Annotated in this window: 21 protein-coding genes; 11 read left to right on the forward strand and 10 right to left on the reverse strand. The window is 70.8% G+C overall.

The features are described from left to right. Positions 1 to 194 precede the first annotated feature (194 nt). From AB5J49_RS27055 to folE, 5 genes are all read left to right on the forward strand, one after another. Positions 195 to 1,334, forward strand: coding sequence for a zinc-dependent metalloprotease (locus AB5J49_RS27055; protein ID WP_369171339.1), 1,140 nt, complete (start codon positions 195 to 197; stop codon positions 1,332 to 1,334). Between the two features lie 213 nt (positions 1,335 to 1,547). After that, positions 1,548 to 2,738, forward strand: a complete 1,191-nt coding sequence (tilS, locus tag AB5J49_RS27060; protein WP_369171341.1) for a tRNA lysidine(34) synthetase TilS — start codon at positions 1,548 to 1,550, stop codon at positions 2,736 to 2,738. Positions 2,739 to 2,812: 74 nt separating this feature from the next. Next, positions 2,813 to 3,373, forward strand: a complete 561-nt coding sequence (gene hpt / locus AB5J49_RS27065; protein ID WP_274249614.1) for a hypoxanthine phosphoribosyltransferase — start codon at positions 2,813 to 2,815, stop codon at positions 3,371 to 3,373. 207 nt (positions 3,374 to 3,580) lie between these two features. Further along, positions 3,581 to 5,620 (forward strand): ATP-dependent zinc metalloprotease FtsH, encoded by a 2,040-nt coding sequence (gene ftsH, locus AB5J49_RS27070; RefSeq protein ID WP_369171342.1) that lies wholly within the window; start codon positions 3,581 to 3,583, stop codon positions 5,618 to 5,620. Between the two features lie 142 nt (positions 5,621 to 5,762). After that, complete coding sequence (gene folE / locus AB5J49_RS27075; protein ID WP_369171343.1) at positions 5,763 to 6,368, forward strand: GTP cyclohydrolase I FolE; 606 nt, start codon at positions 5,763 to 5,765, stop codon at positions 6,366 to 6,368. 8 nt (positions 6,369 to 6,376) lie between these two features. Here folE and AB5J49_RS27080 read toward each other — a convergent pair whose 3' ends face one another. The 6 genes from AB5J49_RS27080 to AB5J49_RS27105 form a co-directional block, all read right to left on the reverse strand. Next, positions 6,377 to 6,865 (reverse strand): DUF3180 domain-containing protein, encoded by a 489-nt coding sequence (locus AB5J49_RS27080; RefSeq protein ID WP_369171344.1) that lies wholly within the window; start codon positions 6,863 to 6,865, stop codon positions 6,377 to 6,379. A 61-nt stretch (positions 6,866 to 6,926) separates the two neighbouring features. Beyond that, positions 6,927 to 7,538: a 2-amino-4-hydroxy-6-hydroxymethyldihydropteridine diphosphokinase gene (gene folK, locus AB5J49_RS27085; protein WP_369171345.1), complete on the reverse strand. Its 612-nt coding sequence runs from the start codon at positions 7,536 to 7,538 to the stop codon at positions 6,927 to 6,929. Continuing rightward, positions 7,535 to 7,894: a dihydroneopterin aldolase gene (gene folB / locus AB5J49_RS27090; RefSeq protein ID WP_369171346.1), complete on the reverse strand. Its 360-nt coding sequence runs from the start codon at positions 7,892 to 7,894 to the stop codon at positions 7,535 to 7,537. Before folB ends, folK begins: the two co-directional genes overlap by 4 nt. A 359-nt stretch (positions 7,895 to 8,253) precedes the next feature. Further along, entirely contained in the window at positions 8,254 to 8,757 is a 504-nt protein-coding gene (locus AB5J49_RS27095) for a nuclear transport factor 2 family protein (protein WP_369171347.1), read from the reverse strand. Then, positions 8,754 to 9,692 (reverse strand): dihydropteroate synthase, encoded by a 939-nt coding sequence (gene folP, locus AB5J49_RS27100; RefSeq protein ID WP_369171348.1) that lies wholly within the window; start codon positions 9,690 to 9,692, stop codon positions 8,754 to 8,756. Before folP ends, AB5J49_RS27095 begins: the two co-directional genes overlap by 4 nt. 242 nt (positions 9,693 to 9,934) lie before the next feature. Further along, on the reverse strand, positions 9,935 to 11,767 hold the full coding sequence (locus tag AB5J49_RS27105; RefSeq protein ID WP_369175280.1) for a phosphatidylglycerol lysyltransferase domain-containing protein: 1,833 nt from the start codon (positions 11,765 to 11,767) through the stop codon (positions 9,935 to 9,937). 245 nt (positions 11,768 to 12,012) lie between these two features. Between AB5J49_RS27105 and AB5J49_RS27110 the strand changes: the two genes are divergently transcribed. Beyond that, positions 12,013 to 13,131 carry an alpha/beta hydrolase gene (locus AB5J49_RS27110; protein WP_369171350.1) on the forward strand — a complete coding sequence of 373 codons (1,119 nt, stop codon included), beginning with the start codon at positions 12,013 to 12,015 and terminating at the stop codon, positions 13,129 to 13,131. 177 nt (positions 13,132 to 13,308) lie between these two features. After that, on the forward strand, positions 13,309 to 14,667 hold the full coding sequence (locus AB5J49_RS27115) for a hypothetical protein (RefSeq protein ID WP_369171351.1): 1,359 nt from the start codon (positions 13,309 to 13,311) through the stop codon (positions 14,665 to 14,667). Positions 14,668 to 14,702: 35 nt separating this feature from the next. Here the strand turns inward: AB5J49_RS27115 and AB5J49_RS27120 are convergent, their stop codons facing one another. Beyond that, positions 14,703 to 16,037: a PH domain-containing protein gene (locus tag AB5J49_RS27120; protein WP_369171353.1), complete on the reverse strand. Its 1,335-nt coding sequence runs from the start codon at positions 16,035 to 16,037 to the stop codon at positions 14,703 to 14,705. Beyond that, positions 16,034 to 16,567, reverse strand: a complete 534-nt coding sequence (locus AB5J49_RS27125; RefSeq protein ID WP_369171354.1) for a PH domain-containing protein — start codon at positions 16,565 to 16,567, stop codon at positions 16,034 to 16,036. The genes AB5J49_RS27120 and AB5J49_RS27125 overlap by 4 nt, the downstream gene beginning before the upstream one ends. A 31-nt stretch (positions 16,568 to 16,598) precedes the next feature. Between AB5J49_RS27125 and AB5J49_RS27130 the strand changes: the two genes are divergently transcribed. Beyond that, complete coding sequence (locus AB5J49_RS27130; protein WP_369171355.1) at positions 16,599 to 17,750, forward strand: NADH-quinone oxidoreductase subunit D; 1,152 nt, start codon at positions 16,599 to 16,601, stop codon at positions 17,748 to 17,750. Positions 17,751 to 17,835: 85 nt separating this feature from the next. Here the strand turns inward: AB5J49_RS27130 and AB5J49_RS27135 are convergent, their stop codons facing one another. Then, positions 17,836 to 18,933, reverse strand: coding sequence for an SAM-dependent methyltransferase (locus AB5J49_RS27135; protein ID WP_369171356.1), 1,098 nt, complete (start codon positions 18,931 to 18,933; stop codon positions 17,836 to 17,838). Positions 18,934 to 19,051: 118 nt separating this feature from the next. On the opposite strand from AB5J49_RS27135, the gene AB5J49_RS27140 reads away from it, so the two are divergent. The 3 genes from AB5J49_RS27140 (at position 19,052) to AB5J49_RS27150 (ending at position 21,774) form a co-directional block, all read left to right on the forward strand. Then, positions 19,052 to 20,263, forward strand: a complete 1,212-nt coding sequence (locus AB5J49_RS27140) for a sensor histidine kinase (RefSeq protein ID WP_369171357.1) — start codon at positions 19,052 to 19,054, stop codon at positions 20,261 to 20,263. A gap of 111 nt (positions 20,264 to 20,374) precedes the next feature. Next, positions 20,375 to 21,046 carry a response regulator gene (locus tag AB5J49_RS27145; RefSeq protein WP_369171358.1) on the forward strand — a complete coding sequence of 224 codons (672 nt, stop codon included), beginning with the start codon at positions 20,375 to 20,377 and terminating at the stop codon, positions 21,044 to 21,046. Positions 21,047 to 21,141: 95 nt separating this feature from the next. Then, positions 21,142 to 21,774: an AAA family ATPase gene (locus AB5J49_RS27150; protein ID WP_369171360.1), complete on the forward strand. Its 633-nt coding sequence runs from the start codon at positions 21,142 to 21,144 to the stop codon at positions 21,772 to 21,774. Positions 21,775 to 21,794: 20 nt separating this feature from the next. On the opposite strand, the gene AB5J49_RS27155 is transcribed toward AB5J49_RS27150, so the two are convergent. Further along, positions 21,795 to 22,898 carry a DUF5937 family protein gene (locus AB5J49_RS27155; protein ID WP_369171362.1) on the reverse strand — a complete coding sequence of 368 codons (1,104 nt, stop codon included), beginning with the start codon at positions 22,896 to 22,898 and terminating at the stop codon, positions 21,795 to 21,797. Positions 22,899 to 22,956 lie beyond the last annotated feature (58 nt).

The raw sequence follows: 22,956 nt of genomic DNA on the forward strand, positions 1-22,956 counted from the left end.
CTCCCGCCGTGGGCAGTCGTTCCGCAGGGCGGAACGGGTGGGCACGGCATGCAGCGCCGGGCGCCGCCTGATCAGACGGCAGCCCCTGCCGACCCAAGTCGCCGCCCATAACGCCGAGCACCCCCCAAACGCACCGTGGCCCCGCCAACCCCCACGGCCTGCCCCAAGTGGGAACGCTCACGTACGGTTGACACATGACGAGCATCGGTGGTGCCGAGATGGTCGACTGGAATCTCGCGGTGGCGACCGCGACCCGGCTCGTACGGCCGGGCCCCGAGGTGAGCCGCGACGAGGCCCGGGCCGTCGTCGCCGAGCTGCGCCGACATGCCAAGGCCTCGGAGGAACACGTCCGGGGCTTCACTCGTATGGGCACGGAGGGCACCCACGACACCCCCGTCCTCGTCGTCGACCGCCCCGGCTGGGTCCGGGCGAACGTCGCCGGGTTCCGCGAGATCCTCAAGCCCCTGCTCGAAAAGATGCAGGAGCGCCGCAGCGGCAGCACCGGCGGCGCGGTCCTCGGCGCCGTCGGCGGCAAGGTCACCGGCGTCGAACTGGGGATGCTGCTGTCCTTCCTGGCCTCCCGGGTCCTCGGCCAGTACGAGACGTTCGCCCCGGCCACCCGCGAACTCCCCGCGGGCGGCCCCCCCGATTCACCGAGTGGCGGCGGCCGACTCCTGCTCGTCGCCCCGAACATCGTGCATGTGGAGCGTGAACTCGACGTACAGCCCCACGACTTCCGCCTGTGGGTATGCCTGCACGAGGAGACGCACCGCACTCAGTTCAGTGCCGTCCCCTGGCTGCGGGACCACCTGGAGGGCGAAATCCAGTCGTTCTTGGGAGAGACGGACGTCGACCCCATGACCGTCCTGGAACGCATCCGCGAGGCCGCGCAGTCACTCGCCGGCGGCCGGCCCGAGGCCGAGGAGGACGACGGCGGACGTTCGTTCGTCGAACTGGTGCAGACCCCGGCCCAGCGGGAGATCCTCGGCCGCCTCACCGCAGTGATGTCGCTCCTGGAGGGCCACGCCGACTTCGTGATGGACGGGGTGGGTCCCCAAGTCGTCCCGACCGTGGCCGAGATCCGCGAGAAGTTCCAGCAGCGGCGTGCCAAGGGCGCCTCCCGACTGGACACGGCCCTGCGCAAGCTGCTGGGTCTGGATGCCAAACTCAGGCAGTACCGCGACGGTGAACGCTTCGTGCGGGCCGTCGTGGACCAGGTCGGCATGGACGGCTTCAACCGCGTGTGGACCTCCCCGAACACCCTCCCGACCAAGGCGGAGATCGCCAAACCGGCGGATTGGGTCGCGCGGGTGCACCGCAAAGCCGAGTCGTGAATCGCGCGCCGCGTTGTGCATCTCATACGAACGTCGTGAACCGAATCCGGCCGACGGCAGGCGAACGCCCCTTCAATCACCCGTCCGAGGGACCGTGAGTCATGGGTAGGCGTGCAATGCTCGGGGAACGGCCCGGCTCTGTCACCATCTACACACTCTGAGTGACCGACCGTCGGGCTCACCCCCCGACAATTTCATGAAGGGAACCGGACAATGGGTCCCCATCCTGCGGTCGCGGCGATACGCCTGGCGGTCCGCCGCGTCCTCCACGACATCCTCACCGACCACAGCCGCTCCACCAACGCCCCCGCGCCCAGCACGTCACGCGCGATCTCGTACGAGATCCCGCACATGACACCGGCCGTGGCGCCCCCCGCGACATCGACGGGCCTCACGCCCGCCGCGTACGACACGGCCCGCGAGCCGTCGTACGAGCTCCCCGGCCAGGCCCCGCAGGAGCCCACGCGCGCTGCCCCGCACGAGCGACCCCCCTCCCCGCTCGTGCTCGTGGCATGCTCCGGCGGCGCCGACTCCATGGCCCTCGCCTCCGCGCTCGCCTTCGAAGCCCCCAAACTCGGCATCCGCGCCGGCGCCGTCACCGTCGACCACGGTCTGCAGCCCGGCTCCGACCTGCGTGCCGAGGAAGTCGTCCTGCGCATGCGCGAACTCGGCCTCGACCCGGTCGAGTCCATCGCCGTGACAGTCGGCCGCCAGGGCGGACCCGAGGCCGCCGCCCGAGACGCCCGCTATGCCGCCCTCGACTCCGCGGCGGTCCGCCACGGCGCCGTCGCCGTCCTGCTCGGCCACACCCGGGACGACCAGGCCGAAACCGTCCTGCTCGGACTCGCCCGCGGCTCAGGCATCCGCTCCCTGTCCGGAATGGCCGCGGTCTCGGGGGCCGGCGGCCGCTACCGGCGCCCCTTCCTCCAGCTCGACCGGCAGACCGCCCGCAAGGCGTGCATGGTCCAGTCCCTGCCGGTCTGGGACGACCCCCACAACGCGGATCCCGCGTACACGAGGTCGCGGCTGCGCCAAGAGGGCCTGCCCGCTCTGGAGAAGGCACTCGGCAAGGGCGTCGTGGAGGCCCTCGCCCGCACCGCCCAGCTCTCCCGCGACGACGCCGACGCACTCGACGCCTGGGCCGGCCAGGCCGAGGCCGCCGTACGCGACTCGGCCGGCCTCCTGGAGTGCGCCAAGCTGTACGCCCTCCCGCCCGCCGTACGCCGCAGGATCCTGCGCCGCGCCGCCATCGAGGCCGGGGCGCCCGCCGGTGCGCTGTTCGCCCGCCACATCGAGGAAGTCGACCGCCTGATCACCGGCTGGCGCGGCCAGGGAGCCATCAATCTCCCCGGCAAAGTCGTCGCACAGCGCCAGGGTGGCAGACTGGTGATTCGGCAAGGCTGAAACCGGACCCTCCCACCGGCCCCAGAGCGGGTCGTGAGAGCGGCACGGACCAGCCGGTGGGACGACCGAAAGTGATGCGGGTGGACGCGAAAGACATGGGTGCCGAGCTCCAGCAGGTGCTCATCACCAAGGAAGAGATCGACGCGAAGCTGGCCGAGCTGGCCGCGAAGATCGACGCGGAGTACGCGGGCAAGGATCTGCTCATCGTCGGCGTCCTCAAGGGCGCGGTGATGGTCATGGCCGACCTCGCCCGAGCGCTGTCCACCCCCGTCACCATGGATTGGATGGCCGTGTCGTCGTACGGCGCCGGCACCCAGTCCTCCGGTGTCGTGCGGATCCTCAAGGACCTCGACACCGACATCAAGGGCAAGCACGTCCTGATCGTCGAGGACATCATCGACTCCGGCCTGACCCTGTCCTGGTTGATCTCCAACCTCGGCTCGCGCGAGCCCGCCTCCCTCAAGGTGTGCACCCTGCTGCGCAAGCCCGAGGCCGCGAAGGTCGCCATCGACGTGGAGTGGGTCGGCTTCGACATCCCCAACGAGTTCGTCGTGGGCTACGGCCTCGACTACGCCGAGAAGTACCGCAACCTCCCGTTCGTCGGTACGCTCGCGCCCCACGTCTACGGCGGCTGAGTCCGACGGTCCGCGCAGTCGGACCCCAAGGGCCCAAGCGCTGTACGAAGATCGGGAACCCCGGCGGGCCTCGCGCCGTTGGAGCATGCAGACGGGCTTGCCAGCCCTCCCGTGCGGCTACGGTCGTCAAAGCTGGGGTACCGTCAGAAGAACTGTCTTATCAAACTCACTATGGCAGGAGGGACGGGGCGGCACCGCTCCGTATGGATGGACGTGAAGCGATACTTCCGTGGGCCGGTCATGTGGATCGTGCTGGCCGTCCTTGCCGTGGTCGTGTTGATGCAGGTCGTCGGCTCGTCCGGCGGCTACAAGACGGTGGACACCGGCCAGGTCGTCCAGGCGATCAATGACAACAAGGTCGAGTCGGCCAAACTGACCACCGGCGACGAGCAGATCATCAAGGTCCAGCTCAAGGACGGCGCAAAGGTCGAGGGCGCCACCAAGATCCAGGCGAGCTATATCGGCGACCAAGGCGTGACCATCGCCAGCACGCTGCAGAACAAGTACCAGGACAAGCAGATCCCGGACGGCTATACGGTCTCGCCGTCCAAGCAGAACCCGTTCGTCGGCATCCTGCTCTCCCTGCTTCCCTTCGTCCTCATCGTGGTCGTCTTCCTGTTCCTGATGAATCAGATGCAGGGTGGCGGCTCCCGGGTCATGAACTTCGGCAAGTCCAAGGCGAAGCTCATCACCAAGGACACCCCGAAGACGACGTTCTCGGACGTCGCGGGCTCGGACGAGGCAGTCGAGGAGCTCCAGGAGATCAAGGAGTTCCTCCAGGAGCCGGCGAAGTTCCAGGCCGTCGGCGCCAAGATCCCCAAGGGCGTTCTGCTCTACGGGCCTCCTGGTACCGGTAAGACGCTCCTCGCGCGCGCCGTCGCCGGCGAGGCGGGCGTCCCCTTCTACTCGATCTCCGGTTCCGACTTCGTCGAGATGTTCGTCGGTGTCGGTGCCTCCCGGGTCCGTGACCTGTTCGAGCAGGCGAAGGCGAACGCCCCGGCGATCGTCTTCGTCGACGAGATCGACGCGGTCGGCCGCCACCGCGGCGCCGGCCTCGGCGGCGGTCACGACGAGCGCGAGCAGACTCTGAACCAGCTGCTCGTCGAGATGGACGGCTTCGACGTCAAGGGCGGCGTGATCCTCATCGCCGCGACGAACCGGCCCGACATCCTCGACCCGGCCCTCCTGCGCCCCGGCCGCTTCGACCGCCAGATCGCGGTCGACCGTCCGGACATGCAGGGCCGTCTGGAGATCCTCAAGGTCCACCAGAAGGGCAAGCCGGTCGCCCCGGACGTCGACCTGTCGGCGGTCGCCCGCCGCACGCCGGGCTTCACCGGCGCGGACCTGAGCAACGTCCTCAACGAGGCAGCGCTGCTCACGGCCCGCTCGGACATGAAGCTGATCGACAACCACATGCTGGACGAGGCCATCGACCGCGTCGTGGCGGGCCCGCAGAAGCGGACCCGGATCATGTCGGACAAGGAAAAGAAGATCACCGCGTACCACGAGGGCGGCCACGCCCTGGTCGCGGCGGCTTCCCCCAACTCCGACCCGGTCCACAAGATCACGATCTTGTCGCGAGGCCGTGCGCTGGGCTACACGATGGTGCTCCCGGACGAGGACAAGTACTCGACCACGCGCAACGAAATGCTGGACCAGCTGGCCTACATGCTGGGCGGCCGCGCGGCCGAGGAACTGGTCTTCCACGACCCGACCACGGGTGCCGCGAACGACATCGAGAAGGCCACGACCACCGCCCGCGCGATGGTCACGCAGTACGGCATGACCGAGCGTCTCGGCGCGATCAAGTTCGGTGGCGACAACACCGAGCCGTTCCTCGGGCGTGAGATGGCTCACCAGCGCGACTACTCGGAAGAGGTCGCCGCGCTGGTGGACGAGGAAGTCAAGAAGCTCATCGAGAACGCGCACAACGAAGCCTGGGAGATCCTGGTCGAGAACCGCGACGTCCTCGACAACCTGGTCCTTCAGCTGCTGGAGAGGGAGACGCTGGGCAAGGAGGAGATCGCCGAGATCTTCGCCCCCATCGTCAAGCGTCCGCCCCGGCCCGCCTGGACCGGTTCCTCGAGGCGCACGCCGTCCACCCGTCCGCCGGTGCTCTCCCCGAAGGAGCTCGCACTGACGAACGGCGCCAACGGCGCGACGCCGGCGATCAGCACCGCGAAGTCGACGGCGGCGGAGCCCGCGCCGGCGGCCGAGCCTGCTCCCGAGGAGCGTCCGGAGAGCTGACGCCCCGGCCCCGGTGACCCCACCGGCCCGGAATGGATGCCGCGCCCCCCTGGTTCTAGCCTGGGGGGCGCGGCATTTTCGTATGCCCGCAGTTCAGACGCGTGACCCATACGCGCCACCCGCGAAGGAACGAGGCACCACAATGACCGACCCGGTGACGCTGGACGGCGAGGGCTCCATCGGCGAGTTCGACGAGAAGCGAGCCGAGAACGCCGTGCGCGAACTGCTGATCGCGGTCGGCGAGGACCCGGACCGCGAGGGGCTGAGGGAGACTCCGGCGCGGGTGGCGCGGGCTTATCGGGAGCTCCTTGCCGGGCATACGCAGGAGCCCGAGGACGTCCTGACGACTACGTTCGATATTGGGCACGATGAGATGGTCCTGGTGAAGGACATCGAGATCGTTTCCTTGTGCGAGCATCACATGCTGCCATTCCACGGCGTGGCTCACATCGGGTATATCCCGGCTGAAAGCGGCAAGATCACGGGCCTGTCGAAGCTTGCGCGGCTGGTTGAGGTGTTTGCCCGTCGCCTGCAGGTGCAGGAACGACTCACCACGCAGGTCGCCGACTCTCTGATGAGCATCCTCGAGGCCCGGGGTGTGATCGTCGTCATCGAGGCCGAGCACATGTGCATGTCGGTGCGCGGTATCCGTAAGCCCGGCGCCAAGACCACGACGTCGGCGGTGCGTGGACAGCTTCGGGACGCCACGACCCGGGCCGAGGCAATGAGCCTGATACTGGCGCGCTGACCTGCCCGTCACACCGTCGGTGCTGCCCCCGCGCCGTTGTGCTCGTCGTCCTCCGGGAGCTTGCACACGCGTTCCAGGAAGATGGCCGCCGCTATGACGCCGACGCCCGCTACGACCGAGAAGCCGGCGTAGATGGCCTGGTCGCGGCGGGCGGGGATGTCGAGGAGTTCCAGGAGGAAGACGCCCGCGCCGCCGTACATGCCGGCGACGAGGGCGGCGACCAGGGCGCTGGCCTGGCCGAAGACGACCGCGCGGGCGGCCATCAGGGGGTCGACGCCCTTGGCATCGGGCTGGCGTTCGCGTTGGGCCCTGAGGCGGGCGCGGATGGAGAGCGCCGTGGCGAGCAGGACCACGGCGATCACGGCGAGGACGATGGGCGCGGCCAGCGGGACGCTCGGAAGGGTCCCGATCGAGTTCCAGAGGCGGGCGCCCGCCCAGGACACGACTCCGGCGATGAGGAAGATGCCGGCCAGCATCCTGATGCGCAGCTCTCTCACGGTGTCCCTTCAGCTCCCCCGGGTCCCCACGGACCGTGGTCGATCGTCTTGACCTTAACGACTACTCGGGCAGCTGGAGTTCCAGGTCCCGGCGTGGTTCGACGCCGTGGTGCGTGATGCCGGCCAGGAGGTCGGCCACCGAGCCGCGACCCGGAAGCTGTGCCTGCGGCTCGACGTCGTGCCAGGGGGCGAGGACGAAGGCGCGTTCGTGGGCGCGTGGGTGGGGGAGGGTGAGGGCCGGGTCGTCGGAGACGACGTCGGCGTACGCGACGATGTCGACGTCGAGGGTGCGTGCGCCCCAGCGCTCGTCCCGTACGCGATGGAAGGCCTCCTCGACCGCTTGCGCGCGCTCCAGGAGGGAGGACGGGGGGAGCGTGGTCTTGAGGACCACGACCGCGTTGAAGTAGGACGGCTGGCTTCCCGGCTCCACGCCCCACGGCTCCGTCTCGTACACCGGGGAGACCGCCTTGATGCGGACGCCGGGGGTGTCCTCGAGGGCGTCGATGGCGCCCTGGAGGGTCTCCAGGCGGTTGCCGAGGTTGGAGCCGAGGGAGATCACGGCGCGTTTCGGGTTGTGGAGGGTGGTGTCGGCGGCGTCGACCTTCTCGACGACGGAGGCGGGTACCGGCTGTACGGTCGGGTCGCTGTGACCCTCGGTGAAGAACGCGGTCATACTCGGCTCCGGGTGATGGTGACGGTCACGTCGTCGAAGGGGACCGTGATCGGCGCGTCCGGTTTGTGGACGGTGACCTCGACCTCCTGGACCCCTTCGTGCTTCAGGCAGGCCTGGGCGATGCGCGCGGGGAGCGTCTCGATGAGGTTGACCGGCTCGCCCTCGACGACGGCCACGACCTCCTCCGCCACGATGCCGTAGTGCACGGTCTTCGCCAGGTCGTCGTCGGCAGCGGCCGGCCGGGTGTCCAGGCCGAGGACGAGGTCCACCACGAAGGTCTGGCCCTCCCTGCGTTCCTCGGGGAACACACCGTGGTACCCGCGGGCCTTGAGGCCGCGCAGCGCGACACGATCCACGCGAATCACTCCTGCAATCGTCGGTGACGGCCGGTCCGTGTCGCGTGCGGGCGGCACACCGGCCTCGAACGAATCTACCTGCGGGCACTGACAGGGCCGGGCCAAGGGGGCGTGGGCCCGGTCCGGGCCAGGAGGATTCATCGAGTGTTTCCCCTGGGGAACCCGGCGACTCACGGCTTGGTAGCCGCGCCTACCCGCAGGTGCGTGATTCCAACCACTCCTTGGTCCCGGCGGGGCCACGCAGGCCCCCTTGCGGGTGGCTTCAGCGAGTCGGCCCCGGGTTGTCCCCGGGGCGTCCCTCTGGTGGTCCCTGTAGGGGCCGCCCCCGCAGCAGTGGCCCCTGTGGGGCGCCTACCCACTCAGGAGGGGGTGTCGTCGCTCTCTTCCTCGTCGTTTTCGGCCAGAACGGGCGACGCGTGGTGCGACCAGATCTTCCAGCCGTCGGGTGTGCGGCGGAACACGTTGGTGGCGACCACCAGCTGGCCCACGAGGGGGCCGAGTTCCTCGCTGCCCTCGGGGGCGGGGCCGCCGCTGAGGATGTTCTCGGTGCAGGTCACCAGGGCGGTGTCGCCGGTGACGGAGACGTGCACGTCGGTGAGGAAGAACTGGATGTAGTCGGTGTTGGCCATGATCAGCGCGTACGACCTGAGGACCTCGCCGCGTCCGGTGAGCACCGGCCAGCCGGGGTGCACGCAGGAGACCACGCCGGCGTCGGCCGGGTCGTGGTACGTCTCGTCGATGCCCAGGTCGGACGGGGTGAGCCAGAGCGAGGACAGCTTTTCGAAGTCGCCGCTCTCCAACGCCTCGTAGAAGGCGGTGTTGGCGGCCTCCACTTGCTCGACGTCGGTGTGCGGGGCGCTCACCGGGCTCCTTCAGAGCGGTGCGCGCCGCCGTTCACGCCGCCGTGCTCGGCGTTCGCGCCGGGCGCGTTCTGGGCGTCACGCGCCTCTTCGATCGCGCGCGCGACGCGTACCGCGTCCGCCGTGGCGCGCACCTCGTGCACGCGCACCGCCCACGCGCCGGCCTGCGCCGCGAGCGCCGAGACGGCCGCCGTGGCGGCGTCGCGCTCACGGGCGGGCGGTGGCGCGCCCTGCGGTCCTGCGAGGACGCGGCCGAGGAACCGCTTGCGGGAGGCGGCGACGAGGAGGGGGTGGCCGAGGGCGAGGAGCCGGTCGAGGTGGGCGAGGAGGACGAGGTCGTGCTCGGCGTCCTTGGAGAAGCCGAGGCCGGGGTCGACGACGATGCGGTCGGGGGCGATGCCGCCGGCCAGAACGGCCTCCACGCGCGCGTGGAGCTCCTCGACGACTTCGGCGACGACGTCGTCGTACCTGCCCTTGACGTTTGCGCCGTCGAGGAAGCCCCGCCAGTGCATGACGACGAACGGGGCGCCGGTCTCCGCGACGACCGGGATCATCGCGGGGTCGGCGAGGCCGCCACTGACGTCGTTGACGAGGGCGGCGCCGGCGGCGAGGGCCTGTTCGGCGACGGAGGCGCGCATCGTGTCGACGGAGATCGTGACGCCCTCGGAGGCGAGGTCGCGGACCACGGGGACGACGCGGCGCAGCTCTTCGGCCTCGTCGACCCGGGTGGCGCCGGGGCGGGTGGACTCGCCGCCGACGTCGACCAGGTCGGCGCCCTCCTCGACCAGGGCGAGGCCGTGCTTGACGGCGGCCGTCGTGTCGAACCAGCGCCCGCCGTCGGAGAAGGAGTCGGGAGTGACGTTCACGACTCCCATGACCGCGCAGCGATCCCACTGCGGAAGGCCCGTGACGCGCCCGCGTCCGCTCTGCTTGCTCATATGTTCAGCGTAGGCCCATGGGAGTGCCGGGACGTGCGGTGGCCCGAGCGGGAGCCCTGGGGTGGGGGTGGGGCGGGCCGGCGCGGGGTGGTCGTGTGCGGCGGTGCGGGAAGCGCAGTGGCGAGCAGGCCCGGGGGAGTGCCGCAGGCCCGAGTATGTGCCGTGATGGTCTGCGGCCCGGGCGGACGCCTGGAGGTGGGGTGGCTTCCGCTCGGGCCTGGCTTGGGTGGGTGCGGTTCCGGTCAGGCCGCGCGGACCTCCCGCTCCGCCACCGCGTGAGCGCACGGGCGCGGGGTGGTCGTGCGGCGGCGCAGGAAGCGCGGCAGCGGCAGGGCGAAGTTGACGAAGCCTTCGGCCTGCATGGCGGCGAAGCCGAGGCGGGGCAGGTCGCCGGAGGCGCGGTAGACGACGAAGCGGGGCTCCCAGCGGGGCTGGAACTTGGCGTTGAACTTGTACAGCGATTCGATCTGGAACCAGCGGGAGAGGAACACCAGCAGCCCGCGCCAGGCGCGCAGTACCGGTCCCGCGCCGATCTTCTCGCCGCGGGCCAGGGCCGAGCGGAACATGGCGAAGTTGAGGGACACGCGCGCGATGCCGAGTTTCGGTGCGGCCTGGAGGGCGGCCACGATGAGCAGTTCGTTCATGCCGGGGTCGGCCGCGCGGTCGCGGCGCATCAGGTCCAGGGAGACCCCGTCCGTGCCCCACGGCACGAAGTGCAGGATCGCCTTGAGGTCGCCGTACGGACCCGGCTCCTCGTCCGCCTTGTGGGCGGTGGCGATGAGACAGTCGCCGTCGGCCGGGTCGCCTACGCGGCCCAGTGCCATGGAGAAACCGCGCTCGGTGTCGGTGCCGCGCCAGTCCTCGGCGGCGCGGCGGACCCGGTCCAGCTCGGCCTCGCCGAGATCACGGACGCGCCGTACCCGGGTTTCGTAACCGGCGCGCTCGATGCGCTTGACCATCTGGCGTACGTTGCGCATCGCGCGGCCGGCGAGCGAGAAATCCGGGACGTCCACCACCGCCTCGTCGCCCAGTTCGAGGGCGTCGAGCCCGGTCTCGCGGGTCCACACCTCGGCGCCGGTCTCCGAACAGCCCATCACGGCCGGGGTCCAGGAGTGGGCCTTGGCCTCGTCCATGAAGCGCTCGATCGCGCCCGGCCAGGCTTCGACGTCGCCGATCGGGTCGCCGCTGGCGAGCATCACGCTGGAGACGACGCGGTAGGTCACCGCCGCCTTGCCGCTGGGGGAGAAGACGACGGCCTTGTCGCGGCGCAGCGCGAAGTGGCCGAGGGAGTCGCGGCCGCCGTGCTTGACCAGCAGGGCGCGCAGGCGTGCCTCGTCGTCCTCGGTGAGGCGTGCGGCGGGGTGTTCGGGGCGGAAGGCCAGGTAGATCGTGGTGACCGCCGTGATCCAGCCGAGGGCGCCCAGGGAGAAGGCGACCGTCCACGAGGTGTTGCCCTGGTAGTCGACCGGGCCCTCGAAGCCGAACAGGCCGTAGATGACGTGCGCGATGCGGTCGGCCAGGCTCGGGTCGCCGACCAGGGTCTGCGGATGGGCGCTGACGATGACCAGCCCGAGGGCGAGGGAACCAGCGCTCATGAGGACGAAGTTGGCCAGCGCCCGCCACCTGCTGCGCGGGTCGGGCAGCGCCGCGAACTGGTCGCGGTGGCGCAACAGGGCTACGAGCAGCGCAACCGAGATGAGGACGCCCACCAGGGAGTGGCGGTACGTGAACTGCGCGACCGCTCCGGCCGGCAGCAGGACGACCGCGGCGCGCCACGCCCGCCGCTTGCCGCGCTTGAGGCCGTGGGCGAGCAGGAGCAGCAGCACGCCCGCGCTGAGCGACAGCGCGGCCGCGAACGGTCCCGTCGAGCCCGGCAGCACCTCGGCGATGGCGTGCATACGGCTGTGCCGGAAGCGCGGGAAGACGCCCGCGGCGACGTCCAGCAGGCCCACCAGGGCGCAGGCCCTGCCGACGAAAACGGGAACGGCCTCCGGGCGCGGGCCACGGAGCAGATGCCGTACTCGGCTCGGCAGGTGCCGTACCTGACTTGATCGTTGGGGAACCCCGCCCGACATTTCCACATCTGTCCTGACAGACATCGCATCCCATAGTTCTGCGAGAGACCTTGGATCCGGTGCCGATTCGGGCATCCGGCGACATTGCGCCCTCTAGGACGGTGTCTTGAGGGGAGAGGTTCACTCAGCTCCCCAAAACCGTTTCAAAGGCCAAGGAAAGTCTGGGGCAAGCCCTTGCGAAGGAGCGGGGGAGGCAGCGCGGCGGAAGCGCGAACCGGGCGGAAAGTGCGGGCAGGTAACCATCGATGGGTCTCACGAGCGGCAAGGTGCTGGCGCTGGCGGTTGTGGCCGCCGTAGGGCTGTTCGTCGGCACGGTGTGGCTGTGGCCACGGCTTGCGCGGCGCGGCTGGCGGAACGTGGGCGGACGTATCGGTCTGCTGCTCTCCACACAGTTGATGCTCTTCGCGGCGGTCGGTCTCGTCGCCAACCAGGCATTCGGGTTCTACGCCAGCTGGGCCGACCTGTTCGGGCAGGAGACCGAACAGGGCGTCGTCGTGGACCACACGCCGACCGGCGGGCCGCTGGAGGTCGTCGACACGCGGCGCGTGCCCGGCGTGGCCGGCGCCCGGCCGCACCGGGGCGGGCAGATCCAGAAGATCGGCATCGTGGGCCGTACGACGCACATCGCGACGCCCGCGTACGTCTATCTGCCGCCGGAGTACTTTCAGCCGCAGTACCGCACGCGCACCTTCCCCGCGGCTGTCGTTCTCACCGGTTATCCGGGCACGGCCAAGGCGCTGGTGGACAAGCTCGACTATCCGCGTACGGCCGCGAGGCTTGCCGGGGACGGTCGTATGCAGCCGATGATCCTGGTGATGATGCGGCCGACCGTGGCGCCGCCGCGGGACACGGAATGCGTGGACATCCCGGGCGGCCCGCAGACCGAGACGTTCTTCGCCAAAGATCTGATCGATGCCGTGAGCGGCCACTACAGGGTGGGCAGGAAACCGGGCAGCTGGGGCATCATCGGTGACTCCACAGGGGGCTACTGCGCGTTGAAGCTCGCCATGCACCACCCTCGGGTGTACGCCGCCGGGGCGGGGCTTTCCGCGTACTACAAGGCGCCGACCGACCCGACGACGGGCGATCTCTTCCACGGCGACGAGGAACTGCGCAATCGCGCGAACCTGTGGTGGTACCTCAAGCACATGCCCGCGCCGGACACTTCACTGCTCGTCAGCAGCAGCAAAGTTGGAGAATCCAACTACAAGGGCACACTGAAGTTCATTGAGCGAGTGAAGGCCACGAAGCTGACGCGGATCTCGTCGATCATCCTGGAAAGCGGAGGACACAACTTCAACACCTGGCGGCGGGAGATTCCGGGGACGCTGGAGTGGATGAGCGGGCGGCTGAGCGGCAGGTGACGTGCCCGTCGGGGCTTTGTGATCTTGGTTCTTGTCCAATTCGGTGACAGATCTGATTCCTGATGCCGTGTGAACGACTCGGGATGGCTGTGTTTTTGCGGGGCGGGGCAACAAGATTCGCCTACGCGCGGTAAGTTTCTGGCCATGCCACGTGGACGTCACCGTCATTCCCCTCCCTTGCACAGGCTGCTGCCCCCGTCGGCGATCGCAGGCGTCTCCGTCGTCTGTGCGCTCGCCCCCTGGGTGTTCACCGAGCCGATGGTGCTGCGCGGCCTTGCCGCGGCCGCCGCGGCGACGGCGGTCGTCGGCGCGGTCGTCATGCGCCACTGGGACACGCAGGCGGGCAAACGGGTCGCCGACCTCACGCGCGCGCGTGCGAGCGACGAGTGGCGGTACGAGGAGCGGGTCGCCGAGCTGGAGACCGACCTCGAGGAGTCGCGCGAGCTGCGCGTCAAGCTGGAGCAGCGGCTGCGGGCCAAGCGCACGGAGCTCGCGGGGCTGCGCAACGAGCACGCGGCGCTGCTGCGCCGGTACGCCACGGCGGAGACCGAGCGGGCGAGCGTCCTGGAGGAACGCCGGGTCCTGGAGATAGAGGCGGGCACGCCCGTGCGCGCGTTGCCGCCGGCGTCGGCGCCGGTCGATGGTGCGGTTTCCGTCGCTGCGGAGGGGGCTGTGGCTGCCCCGGCCGGGACGGAGGACGTGGACACCGAGGCCGCGGAGGAGACGGCTAAGACGCCGGCCATCTTCTCGCCGGAGGGTTCCCGGCTGTTCCTGCGGGCCGGCGCGGCGTTGGCGCGGTTCGACGGGGACGAGGGCCAGGGGACGCCGGACGGAGACGGTCCGGGGAAGACCGGAGACGGCTCGGTGAGCGACGGCGAGTCCTCGAAGAACGACTCTCCCGGCGACGAATCCCCCAGCAACGAATCCCACGGCAACGGGTCTGCGAAGAGCGAGTCCCCGAAGAGCGAGTCCCCGAAGAACGAGCCGCCGAAGAACGATCCCCCGAAGGGTGACGGTCCCTCCTCCGGCGAGGAGCCGGTGGAGGCCGGTTCGGGTCCCGTCGAGGCAGTGGTCACGGGCGGGTCCGAGACGGAACCCGCGCTGGAGGACGAGGCCCAGGGGAAGCCCGAGGCGGTCGACGGGCACGAGCGCGCGACCGCCATCCCCACGGCAGGCACGGTCGCCGAGGCCCAGCCGGCCCTGCCTCCGGCCCAGCAGCCCTCGGGGCACTTCATCGCGCCGACCGCGGTGGCCGTCGTACCGGCGACGCCCGTCCGGCGTGCGGCGATCGGAGGCGGCTTCGACTTCTTCGGTACGAAGCAGGGGGCGGCCCCCTACGCGTTGGAGTCCGTCCAGAACGAGGACCTCGCCGACGTCGTCGGCCAGGAGGCCCTCGCCCTCCACAAGGCCGAGTCCGAGGCCGAGTTCAAGCCGGCCGACGAGGAGTCCCGGGGTATCGGGCAGGTCATCGACCTGACGGCTCATGACGAGACGGAACAGATCGATGTGCAGGGCTTGCGGAGCGCGGTTTCCTGACGATCCCTTCGTCACGCACGCCGTGACACGGACGCTCAGGCCATCCACCGATCCGGCCGAGCGTCCCTGCGCCCCGTGCGCGACCGCTCCGCCTGCCCCCGCAGCAGCTCCGCGGCCTCCCCTGCGTCCCGCAGCCGGGCGGTCACGGTCTTGTTCGCCCCGGTGTCCACGCGTACGTCGGCCACGCCCCACAGCCGCTCCCACGGCCCCTGAGCCAGCCGTACGCTCTGGACCTTCGCGTGCGGTACGAGCGCCAGGCTCCGCCGGAAGAGGCCGGTCCGGGCGGCGAACACCGCGTCCGTGACAGCCAGGCCGTACCCGCGCCACCACACCGGCACGCACCGGCCCGCCCGCCGCGGCGGACGTGACAGCGAGGCGTGCGAGGGGACGGTCACCCCGGGCAGCACGCGCGCGACGACCGATTCGGCGACCTCGCGCGGGGCGACCGGAAGCAGGACCGAGTTGGACGAGCCCGCCACGTCCAGTTCCACCCGCACCCAGCCGCGCCGCCGCCACAGCAGCGGTTCGACGATCCGTACGGTCTGGACGCGGCCTGGCGGCACCGTCTCGTGCGCCCGGTCGAGCAGGCCGTGGTCGAGACGCAGCCCGTCCGGCGACTCGCCCACCGTCCAGTCGTACTCGGTGACGAACCGCCCCACGCTGCTTGCTCCCGCTGCACCGAACAGCGGAACCGCGGTCGCGAGGACCGTCCACGCGCTTTCCGTGGCCAGCCAGAGGACGGTCGGTACGACGATCGCGGCGGCCAGCGTCGCCCAGGTGGCGCCGGTCAGGACGAGCGAGACGGCCAGGACGCCCGGTGGCACGCGCAGCAGCTCCTGGGACGGCGCCTCGCCGACCTCGTGCGCCGTCTCGGGCGCGAAACCGGCGGCGCGCGCGAGGAGTTCCGCGCGGAGCGCACGCGCCTCGTCCTCGCCCAGGAAGGCGAGTTCGTCCTTCTTGTCCGCGCCTATGACGTCGAGTTTGAGCTTCGCGACGCCCGCCACGCGCGCGAGCAGCGGCTGGGTGATGTCGACGGCCTGGATGCGTTCCAGCCGGATGTGCGCGGTGCGCCGGAACACCAGGCCGGTACGGATGCGCAGTTCGCTGTCGGTCACCGCGAAGTGCGTGAACCACCAGGTGAGGAAGCCGTACAGCGCGGCCGCGGGGACCAGCACGGCGAGCGCGAGCAGGATGGTGGTGGTCGTCAGCCTGGTCAGCTGGCGCTGCGCCTGGTCGGGGTCGTGCACCGCCCAGCCGATGAGCACGGCGACCGGCGCCCACGCGCGCCTGAGCGGCGTCACGGGGTGCAGCCGCCGGTCGGTCACGGGTCGCCTCTCGCGTACGGCGTCGTCGACGCCGGGCGTCGTCACAGCCCCGCCGATCGGGCCTCGCCCAGCTCGGTGAGCCGGTCGCGCAACCGTTCCGCCTCGGCCGGGTCGAGGCCGGGGATGGTCGCGTCGGTGGCCGCGGCGGCCGTGTGCAGTTGCACGCTGGCCAGGCCGAAGTGCCGCTCCACGGGGCCGGAGGTGACCTCGACCAGCTGCATCCGGCCGTACGGCACGACCGTCTCCTCACGCCACAGCACGCCCCGGCTGATCAGCAGGTCGTCGGCGCGCTCGGCATAGCGCCACGAACGCCAGTTGCGGCCGAGCATCACCCAGCCCCACGCCATCAGGGCCAACGGCAGCAGCGCGAAGGCGGCCCAGCCGGGCCCGGCGAGCAGCCCGAGCAGCAGGGCCAGTCCGATCGTCAGCAGTCCCATCCACACCACCAGCAACAGCCGCCGCATCTTCAGCAGCCCCGGCGGCAGCCCGGTCCACCCCGGCTCGACCTCCACCCCTTCGTCCCCCACTCGCTCGTCTCCCGCCGTCCCCGTGTGCTCCGGGCTCCCCGTCTCCATGGGGCCAGCGTACGTAGGGGAGACTGTGTCCATGACTCCTACGACGGAGACCATGGTCGGTATCGGCGGCGCCGCGGAGAGCACCGACATGGTGCTCAACATCGGGCCCCAGCACCCGTCCACGCACGGCGTGCTGCGTCTCAAGCTCGTCCTGGACGGCGAGCGCATCACGCGCGCGGAGCCGGTGATCGGCTATATGCACCGCGGTGCGGAGAAGCTGTTCGAGGCCCGCGACTACCGCCAGATCATCATGCTCGCCAACCGCCACGACTGGCTGTCGGCCTTCTCCAACGAGCTGGGCGTCGTCCTCGCCGTGGAGCGCATGCTGGGCATGGAGGTGCCGGAGCGGGCGGTGTGGACGCGGACGCTGCTCGCGGAGCTGAACCGGGTGCTCAACCACCTGATGTTCCTGGGGTCGTACCCGCTGGAGCTGGGCGGGATCACGCCGATCTTCTACGCCTTCACGGAGCGCGAGGAACTCCAGCACGTCATGGAGGAGGTCTCCGGTGGGCGTATGCACTACATGTTCAACCGGGTGGGCGGCCTGAAGGAGGACCTGCCGGCCGGCTGGACCACGCGCGCGCGTGCCGCCGTCGCCGACGTGCGCTCGCGCATGGACCGGTTCGACGACCTGGTCCTCGGCAACGAGATCTTCCGCGGGCGCACACGGGGGGTGGGCGTCCTCGCGCCGGAGGCCGTGCACGCCTACGGGGCGAGCGGACCGATCGCGCGGGCCTCGGGCGTCGACTTCGACCTGCGCCGCGACGAGCCCTATCTCGCCTACGGCGAGCTGCAGGACGTCCTGAAGGTGGTGACCCGCGAGGAGGGCGACTGCCTCGCCCGGTTCGAGTGCCTGCTGGAGCAGACCCACAACGCCCTCGACCTCGCCGACGCGTGCCTCGACCGGCTCGCCGAGCTGCCGCCCGGGCCGATCAACCAGCGGCTCCCCAAGGTCCTCAAGGCGCCCGAGGGCCACACGTACGCGTGGACCGAGAACCCGCTCGGCATCAACGGCTACTACCTCGTCAGCAAGGGCGAGAAGACCCCGTACCGGCTCAAGCTGCGCTCGGCGTCGTACAACAACATCCAGGTGCTGGTCGAACTGCTGCCGGGGACGCTGGTCGCGGACATGGTGGCGATTTTGGGGTCGATGTTCTTCGTGGTGGGAGACATCGACAAGTAGGGGTTTGTTCGTGGGTGCTGGTCGTGGGCCGCCTCGCCGGGGCCCGGCGTAGGAGTTCATCCGGAATTCCAACCGACCTGATCGCTCAGTCCGACGCCAGTACGTCCAAAATTCCAACCGGCTGCACCAGCCACCCGAAGTCCCCGAGTCCGCCCGTCGCGGTGAGCTCGGCGGCTTCGCCCGCGCTCGCGAGGGCTCGCACGTAGTCGGCCGGCCGCGTGGAGGCCAGCTCGAGCGGGGGGCGTGCGCCCGTGAGGCCCAAGGTGCGCAACGCCTCGCGCTGGGACAACAGGCGCGCGCCGGGCCGCGCACACGCCGTCGCGCAGGCGTCCAGTGCGACATGCGCCGTGATGTCGCACGAGCCGTCCGGCACGGGAGCTGTCTCCCGCCCCTCGCGGAAGCCGGTGAGCGTCCCGAAGGGCGGCCGGGCGGGCGCCGTGTGCGCGTAGTCCACGGCGACGGCGAGCCCCCGGGCCAGTGTCGCGACGGCGGCAGCCCAGGCCTCGTCCCGCGGCAGCCCGATCTCGGCCCGCAGCCCTTCCGTGGCCCGCGCGCCTCCCCTGGCCCGCGCGTCCTCGGCGGCCCGCGCGCCCTGCACGGCTCGCGCGTCCTCCGCGGTCAGCGCCCCCTGCGCGCGCCCCAACGGCCACCACCGCGCGAGCCATTCCGCGTCCGCTCCGGTGACCCGTTCCCCGAGGCGCTCGGTCCCGTCCCGTCGTACGCGAACCAGGCGCGGTACGCCCGTGGGGTCCACCTCCGCGACGTCCACGGGGACGTTGTCCAGCCACTCGTTGGCGAACAGCAGGCCCGAGATCCCCTGTGGCGGCTGGGGCAGCCACTCGATCCGGTGATCCAGGGTTTCCGGGCGGTCGGCGACCTCGACGGCGTACGCACGCGTGCGTGCCGCCACCTCGGCGGGGAGCGCGGCCAGTACGCGGGTGACCAGCTCGCCCCGCCCCGCACCCATGTCGACGAAACCGAGCGAGGCGGGCCGGCCCAGGGCCTCGTCGACCCGGCACAGCAGCCGGGCCACGGCGCCGGCGAAGAGTGGCGAGGCGTGCACGGACGTACGGAAGTGGCCGGCCGGCCCCTCGGGGCGGCGATAGAAGCCGTCCGGCCCGTAGAGGGCGGCTTGTGCTGCCGCGCGCCACCCGAGCCATTCGTCCGTCGCCTCTGCTGTCACCGGCCCAGGCTAAGCGCACAGGGGAACGCAGCCTCCACCTTGCGGAGTACGCGCGCGTAGTGCGGATCGGCCCTCCGGTTGACCCCTGCACGCATTTCACTTCCCTACGCTGGGTTACGTGCAGCGCCTCTATGACTTCCTCCGCAGGCACCCGACATGGGTCGACAGCTTCTGGGCCGTCCTCCTCCTCGGGATCTCCGGGGTGGCCGAGGCCGTCCGGATGGACCCGCAGGAGGCTCCGGGCACCGACTCCCCGGGGGTCATCGCCCCGGTCGTGATCCTGCTGTGCCTGGTGGTCGCGTTGCGCCGGCGCATGCCGGAGAAGATGCTGCTGCTCGCCATCGGCGTGGGGCTGGCGCAGCTGGTGCTGGACGTGGCGACGACACCCGCCAACTTCGCCTTCCTGGTGATCACCTACACCGTGGCCGCGACCGGCGCCCGCTGGGCCTCCCGGCTCTCGCTGGCCGTGTCCATGTTCGCGGCGCCCCTGGCACAGGTGCGCTGGCCGGAGAGGGACTCGGGCGTCCTGGGCACCGTGGCCCTGATGATCTTCATGACGGTGCCGTTCGCGCTCGCCTGGGTGCTCGGCGACTCGATCCGCACCCGCCGCGCCTACTACGAGCAGCTCGAGGAGCGCGCGACCCGGCTCGAAAAGGAGCGCGAGGCGCAGGCCAAGGTCGCGGTCGCCGCCGAACGCGCCCGGATCGCGCGCGAGCTGCACGACGTCGTCGCGCACAACGTCTCGGTGATGGTGGTGCAGGCCGACGGCGCCGCCTACGTCCTCGACGCCGCCCCGGACCAGGCCAAGAAGGCCCTGGAGACCATCTCCTCCACCGGCCGCCAGGCCCTCGCCGAGATGCGCCGCCTGCTCGGCGTGCTGCGCACCGGCGAGCACCAGGAGGGCGGCGAGTACGTCCCGCAGCCCGACGTCGAGCAGATCGACGAGCTCATCCAGCAGTGCCGCACTTCCGGCCTGCCGGTCGACTTCAAGGTCGAGGGCACCCCGCGCCCGCTGCCCAGCGGCGTCGAGCTGACGGCGTACCGCATCGTGCAGGAGGCGCTCACCAACACCCGCAAGCACGGCGGGCCGAACGCCGGCGCGAGCGTGCGCCTGGTCTACTTCGACGACGGTCTCGGCCTGCTCGTCGAGGACGACGGCAAGGGCGCACCGCACGAGCTGTACGAGGAGGGCGGCGCCGACGGCCAGGGGCACGGCCTGATCGGTATGCGTGAGCGGGTCGGCATGGTCGGCGGCACCCTGGACGCGGGACCGCGACCGGGCGGAGGATTCCGGATCAGTGCGCTGCTGCCGCTCAAACCAGCACACTGACGCCTGCGCATGTCCTTCGTTGGCACCTGTAACGCCCCTTGTAAACGCCCCTTGTAAACGCCCCTTGTAACGCCCCTGTAGACGCATACGGAAGAAACGGAAGAGGACCCGATGACGATCCGCGTGATGCTCGTCGACGACCAGGTGCTGCTGCGCACCGGGTTCCGGATGGTGCTCGCCGCCCAGCCGGACATGGAGGTCGTCGCGGAGGCGGGCGACGGCGTCGAGGCCCTCCAGGTGCTGCGCTCGACCCCCGTCGACGTCGTGCTGATGGACGTGCGCATGCCGAAGCTGGACGGTGTGGAGACCACCCGCCGCATCTGCTCGGAGCCCGAACCGCCGAAGGTGCTGATCCTGACGACCTTCGACCTCGACGAGTACGCCTTCTCCGGGCTGAAGGCGGGCGCCTCCGGCTTCATGCTCAAGGACGTGCCGCCCGGCGAACTCCTCGCTGCCATCCGCTCCGTGCACAGCGGCGACGCCGTGGTGGCCCCGTCGACGACCCGACGGCTCCTGGACCGGTTCGCCCCCATGCTGCCCTCCACCGGCAAGGAAGCCCAGCACAAGGAGCTGGAGCGGCTCACCGACCGTGAGCGGGAGGTCATGGTGCTGGTCGCGCAGGGCCTGTCCAACGGCGAGATCGCGGCCCGGCTGGTCCTTTCCGAGGCGACGGTGAAGACCCACGTGGGCCGCATCCTGACCAAGCTGGGGCTGCGCGACCGCGTCCAGGTGGTGGTCCTGGCCTACGAGACGGGTCTGGTCCGGGCCGGCGGGCACGGCTGAGTACGGCCCGGCGGGTGCGGTGGGGTACGGCCCGGCGGGCAGGGCCGAGACCGGGGCGTCACGCGCGCGTGACCGGCGCCCACTAGGGTCTGCTCATGCTCCTGTGGATCAACGGCCCCTTCGGGGGTGGCAAGACACAGACCGCACACGAGATCCAGCGCCGCCTGCCCGGCAGCGTCATCTGCGACCCTGAACACCCCGGGTTCGGCCTGCGCCGCATGCTCCCGCCGGAACTGCGCGGGAACTTCCAGGACTTGGCGTCCTGGCGGCAGGGTGTCGTCGAGGTCCTCGACCTCGCCCTCACCAAGCACGACGGCGTGGTGATCGCCCCCATGACGGTCACCGACCCCGACTGCTTCGCCGAGACGGTCGGTCGGCTGCGCGAACTCGGCCACGACGTACGGCACTTCACGCTCCTCGCCGAGCGGGAGACGGTCATGAAGCGGCTGCGCGAGCGCGGTTTCGGGCACCTCCTTGGGTACGTCGGCGGAAAGAACGCCGGGCTGCGTCGCGAGACTTGGGCCGTCCAGCAGCTCGACCACTGTCTGGAGCGGCTGCGCGAGCCGGAGTTCGCCGAGCACCTGTGGACGGACCACTCGACCGTGCCGAAGACGGCGGACCGCATCGCCGTCCTGGCCGGGGTGAAGCTCCGGCCGAACAACGAGGGCAGGCTGCGGACTCGGCTGCGGCAGGTGGGGGTCGGGATCAGGCACATCCGGTTCGACTGACGGCCCAGCGGAGCGACGGCCTACCGGAGCAACGCCTCCAGGAAGTCGCTGCCGAGCCGGGCCACCGCCGTGACGTCCAGTTGATGCAGGACATAGCGCCCGCGGCGGCGGGTGGTGATCAGGCCCGCCTTCTTGAGGACGCCCAGATGCCGGGATATCTCCGGGGCCGTCATGCCGTGGATCCGCACGAGCTCGCTCGTGGTGTACGTGCTGCGGGCCAGGTTGCGGCAGAGCTGCATGCGCACCGGGTGGGAGAGCGCGGTCATCCGTAGGGTCAGCTGCTCGACCGAGGGCGGCGACGCGAGCTCGGGGGAGCCGACGGGGTAGTGCAGCACGGGCTGCCAGCCGTGTCGGTGCAGCACCATCAGATGCGGCCAGCCCAGGCTCGTCGGCACGAGCAGCAGACTGCCGTTCCTGACCAGGCTGTGGCCCTGGCGGAGCTTGTCGATGGTGATCCGTCCGGCGGCCTCGTCGAGCATCACCGCAGCGGAGATCGAGGTCAGCGCCTCGGCCGGCCCCTTGTGCCGCAGGAGTTCGGTCCTGTGGCGGGCGTCCGCCGCGAGCTGGTGGCGCAGCCGGGACCAGGTGTCGGCGAAGAACGCCTCGTCGCAGTCCCGCAGGAACTGCCGCAGCCAGGCCCGGATCCGCGGTGGATCGTCGAGCAGCCGCTGGCTGAACCGCAGCTGCTGCGGCCCGCGCGCGGCGGCCAGGTCCAGGGCGCGGCGGCGCAGCTCCTCGTCGGCCAGTACGTCCTTGCCCGGCGTGGCGTAAGGGAGGGCGCAGGTGAACTCCAGGGCCGCGTCCACGAACTGCTCGTCCGTCAGCTTGTCCAGCAGGTCCAGCTCCTCGGCGAGCGTCGCGCCGGGCAGCGCTCCGCCCGGCACGCCCGCGCAGGGCAGGAACAGATCCGAGAACGTCGTCCGCCACAGGAAGTCGGCCTCGCACATCCGGTCGGCCAGGTGCGGATCGAGCCGGGCGGTGACACTGGTCGCCCAGCCCTGCAGGCCCGGATGATGCCCCGACTCCGCCAGCGCGTGCAGCGCCATGCCGAGCTCGGCCAGGGGTGAGGGCACGACGACGACCCTTTCCGGCCGCAGCCCCGCGATGTCGATACTCACGCTCATGCCCTCATGGTGCACCCCGCCACTGACAACGCCCCGCTCGATTGACGGCCGCCGTCAA

Source organism: Streptomyces sp. R28 (assembly GCF_041052385.1).
Lineage (GTDB): Bacteria > Actinomycetota > Actinomycetes > Streptomycetales > Streptomycetaceae > Streptomyces.

What these genes read in the sequence shown, in the direction of transcription:
- AB5J49_RS27055 (WP_369171339.1), top strand. Translation starts at nt 195, where the DNA reads ATGACGAGCATCGGTGGTGCCGAGATGGTCGACTGGAATCTCGCGGTG.
- tilS (WP_369171341.1), top strand. Translation starts at nt 1,548, where the DNA reads ATGGGTCCCCATCCTGCGGTCGCGGCGATACGCCTGGCGGTCCGCCGC.
- hpt (WP_274249614.1), top strand. Translation starts at nt 2,813, where the DNA reads ATGCGGGTGGACGCGAAAGACATGGGTGCCGAGCTCCAGCAGGTGCTC.
- ftsH (WP_369171342.1), top strand. Translation starts at nt 3,581, where the DNA reads ATGGACGTGAAGCGATACTTCCGTGGGCCGGTCATGTGGATCGTGCTG.
- folE (WP_369171343.1), top strand. Translation starts at nt 5,763, where the DNA reads ATGACCGACCCGGTGACGCTGGACGGCGAGGGCTCCATCGGCGAGTTC.
- folK (WP_369171345.1), bottom strand. Translation starts at nt 7,538, where the DNA reads ATGACCGCGTTCTTCACCGAGGGTCACAGCGACCCGACCGTACAGCCG.
- folP (WP_369171348.1), bottom strand. Translation starts at nt 9,692, where the DNA reads ATGAGCAAGCAGAGCGGACGCGGGCGCGTCACGGGCCTTCCGCAGTGG.
- AB5J49_RS27105 (WP_369175280.1), bottom strand. Translation starts at nt 11,767, where the DNA reads ATGTCGGGCGGGGTTCCCCAACGATCAAGTCAGGTACGGCACCTGCCG.
- AB5J49_RS27110 (WP_369171350.1), top strand. Translation starts at nt 12,013, where the DNA reads ATGGGTCTCACGAGCGGCAAGGTGCTGGCGCTGGCGGTTGTGGCCGCC.
- AB5J49_RS27125 (WP_369171354.1), bottom strand. Translation starts at nt 16,567, where the DNA reads ATGGAGACGGGGAGCCCGGAGCACACGGGGACGGCGGGAGACGAGCGA.
- AB5J49_RS27130 (WP_369171355.1), top strand. Translation starts at nt 16,599, where the DNA reads ATGACTCCTACGACGGAGACCATGGTCGGTATCGGCGGCGCCGCGGAG.
- AB5J49_RS27145 (WP_369171358.1), top strand. Translation starts at nt 20,375, where the DNA reads ATGACGATCCGCGTGATGCTCGTCGACGACCAGGTGCTGCTGCGCACC.
- AB5J49_RS27150 (WP_369171360.1), top strand. Translation starts at nt 21,142, where the DNA reads ATGCTCCTGTGGATCAACGGCCCCTTCGGGGGTGGCAAGACACAGACC.
- AB5J49_RS27155 (WP_369171362.1), bottom strand. Translation starts at nt 22,898, where the DNA reads ATGAGCGTGAGTATCGACATCGCGGGGCTGCGGCCGGAAAGGGTCGTC.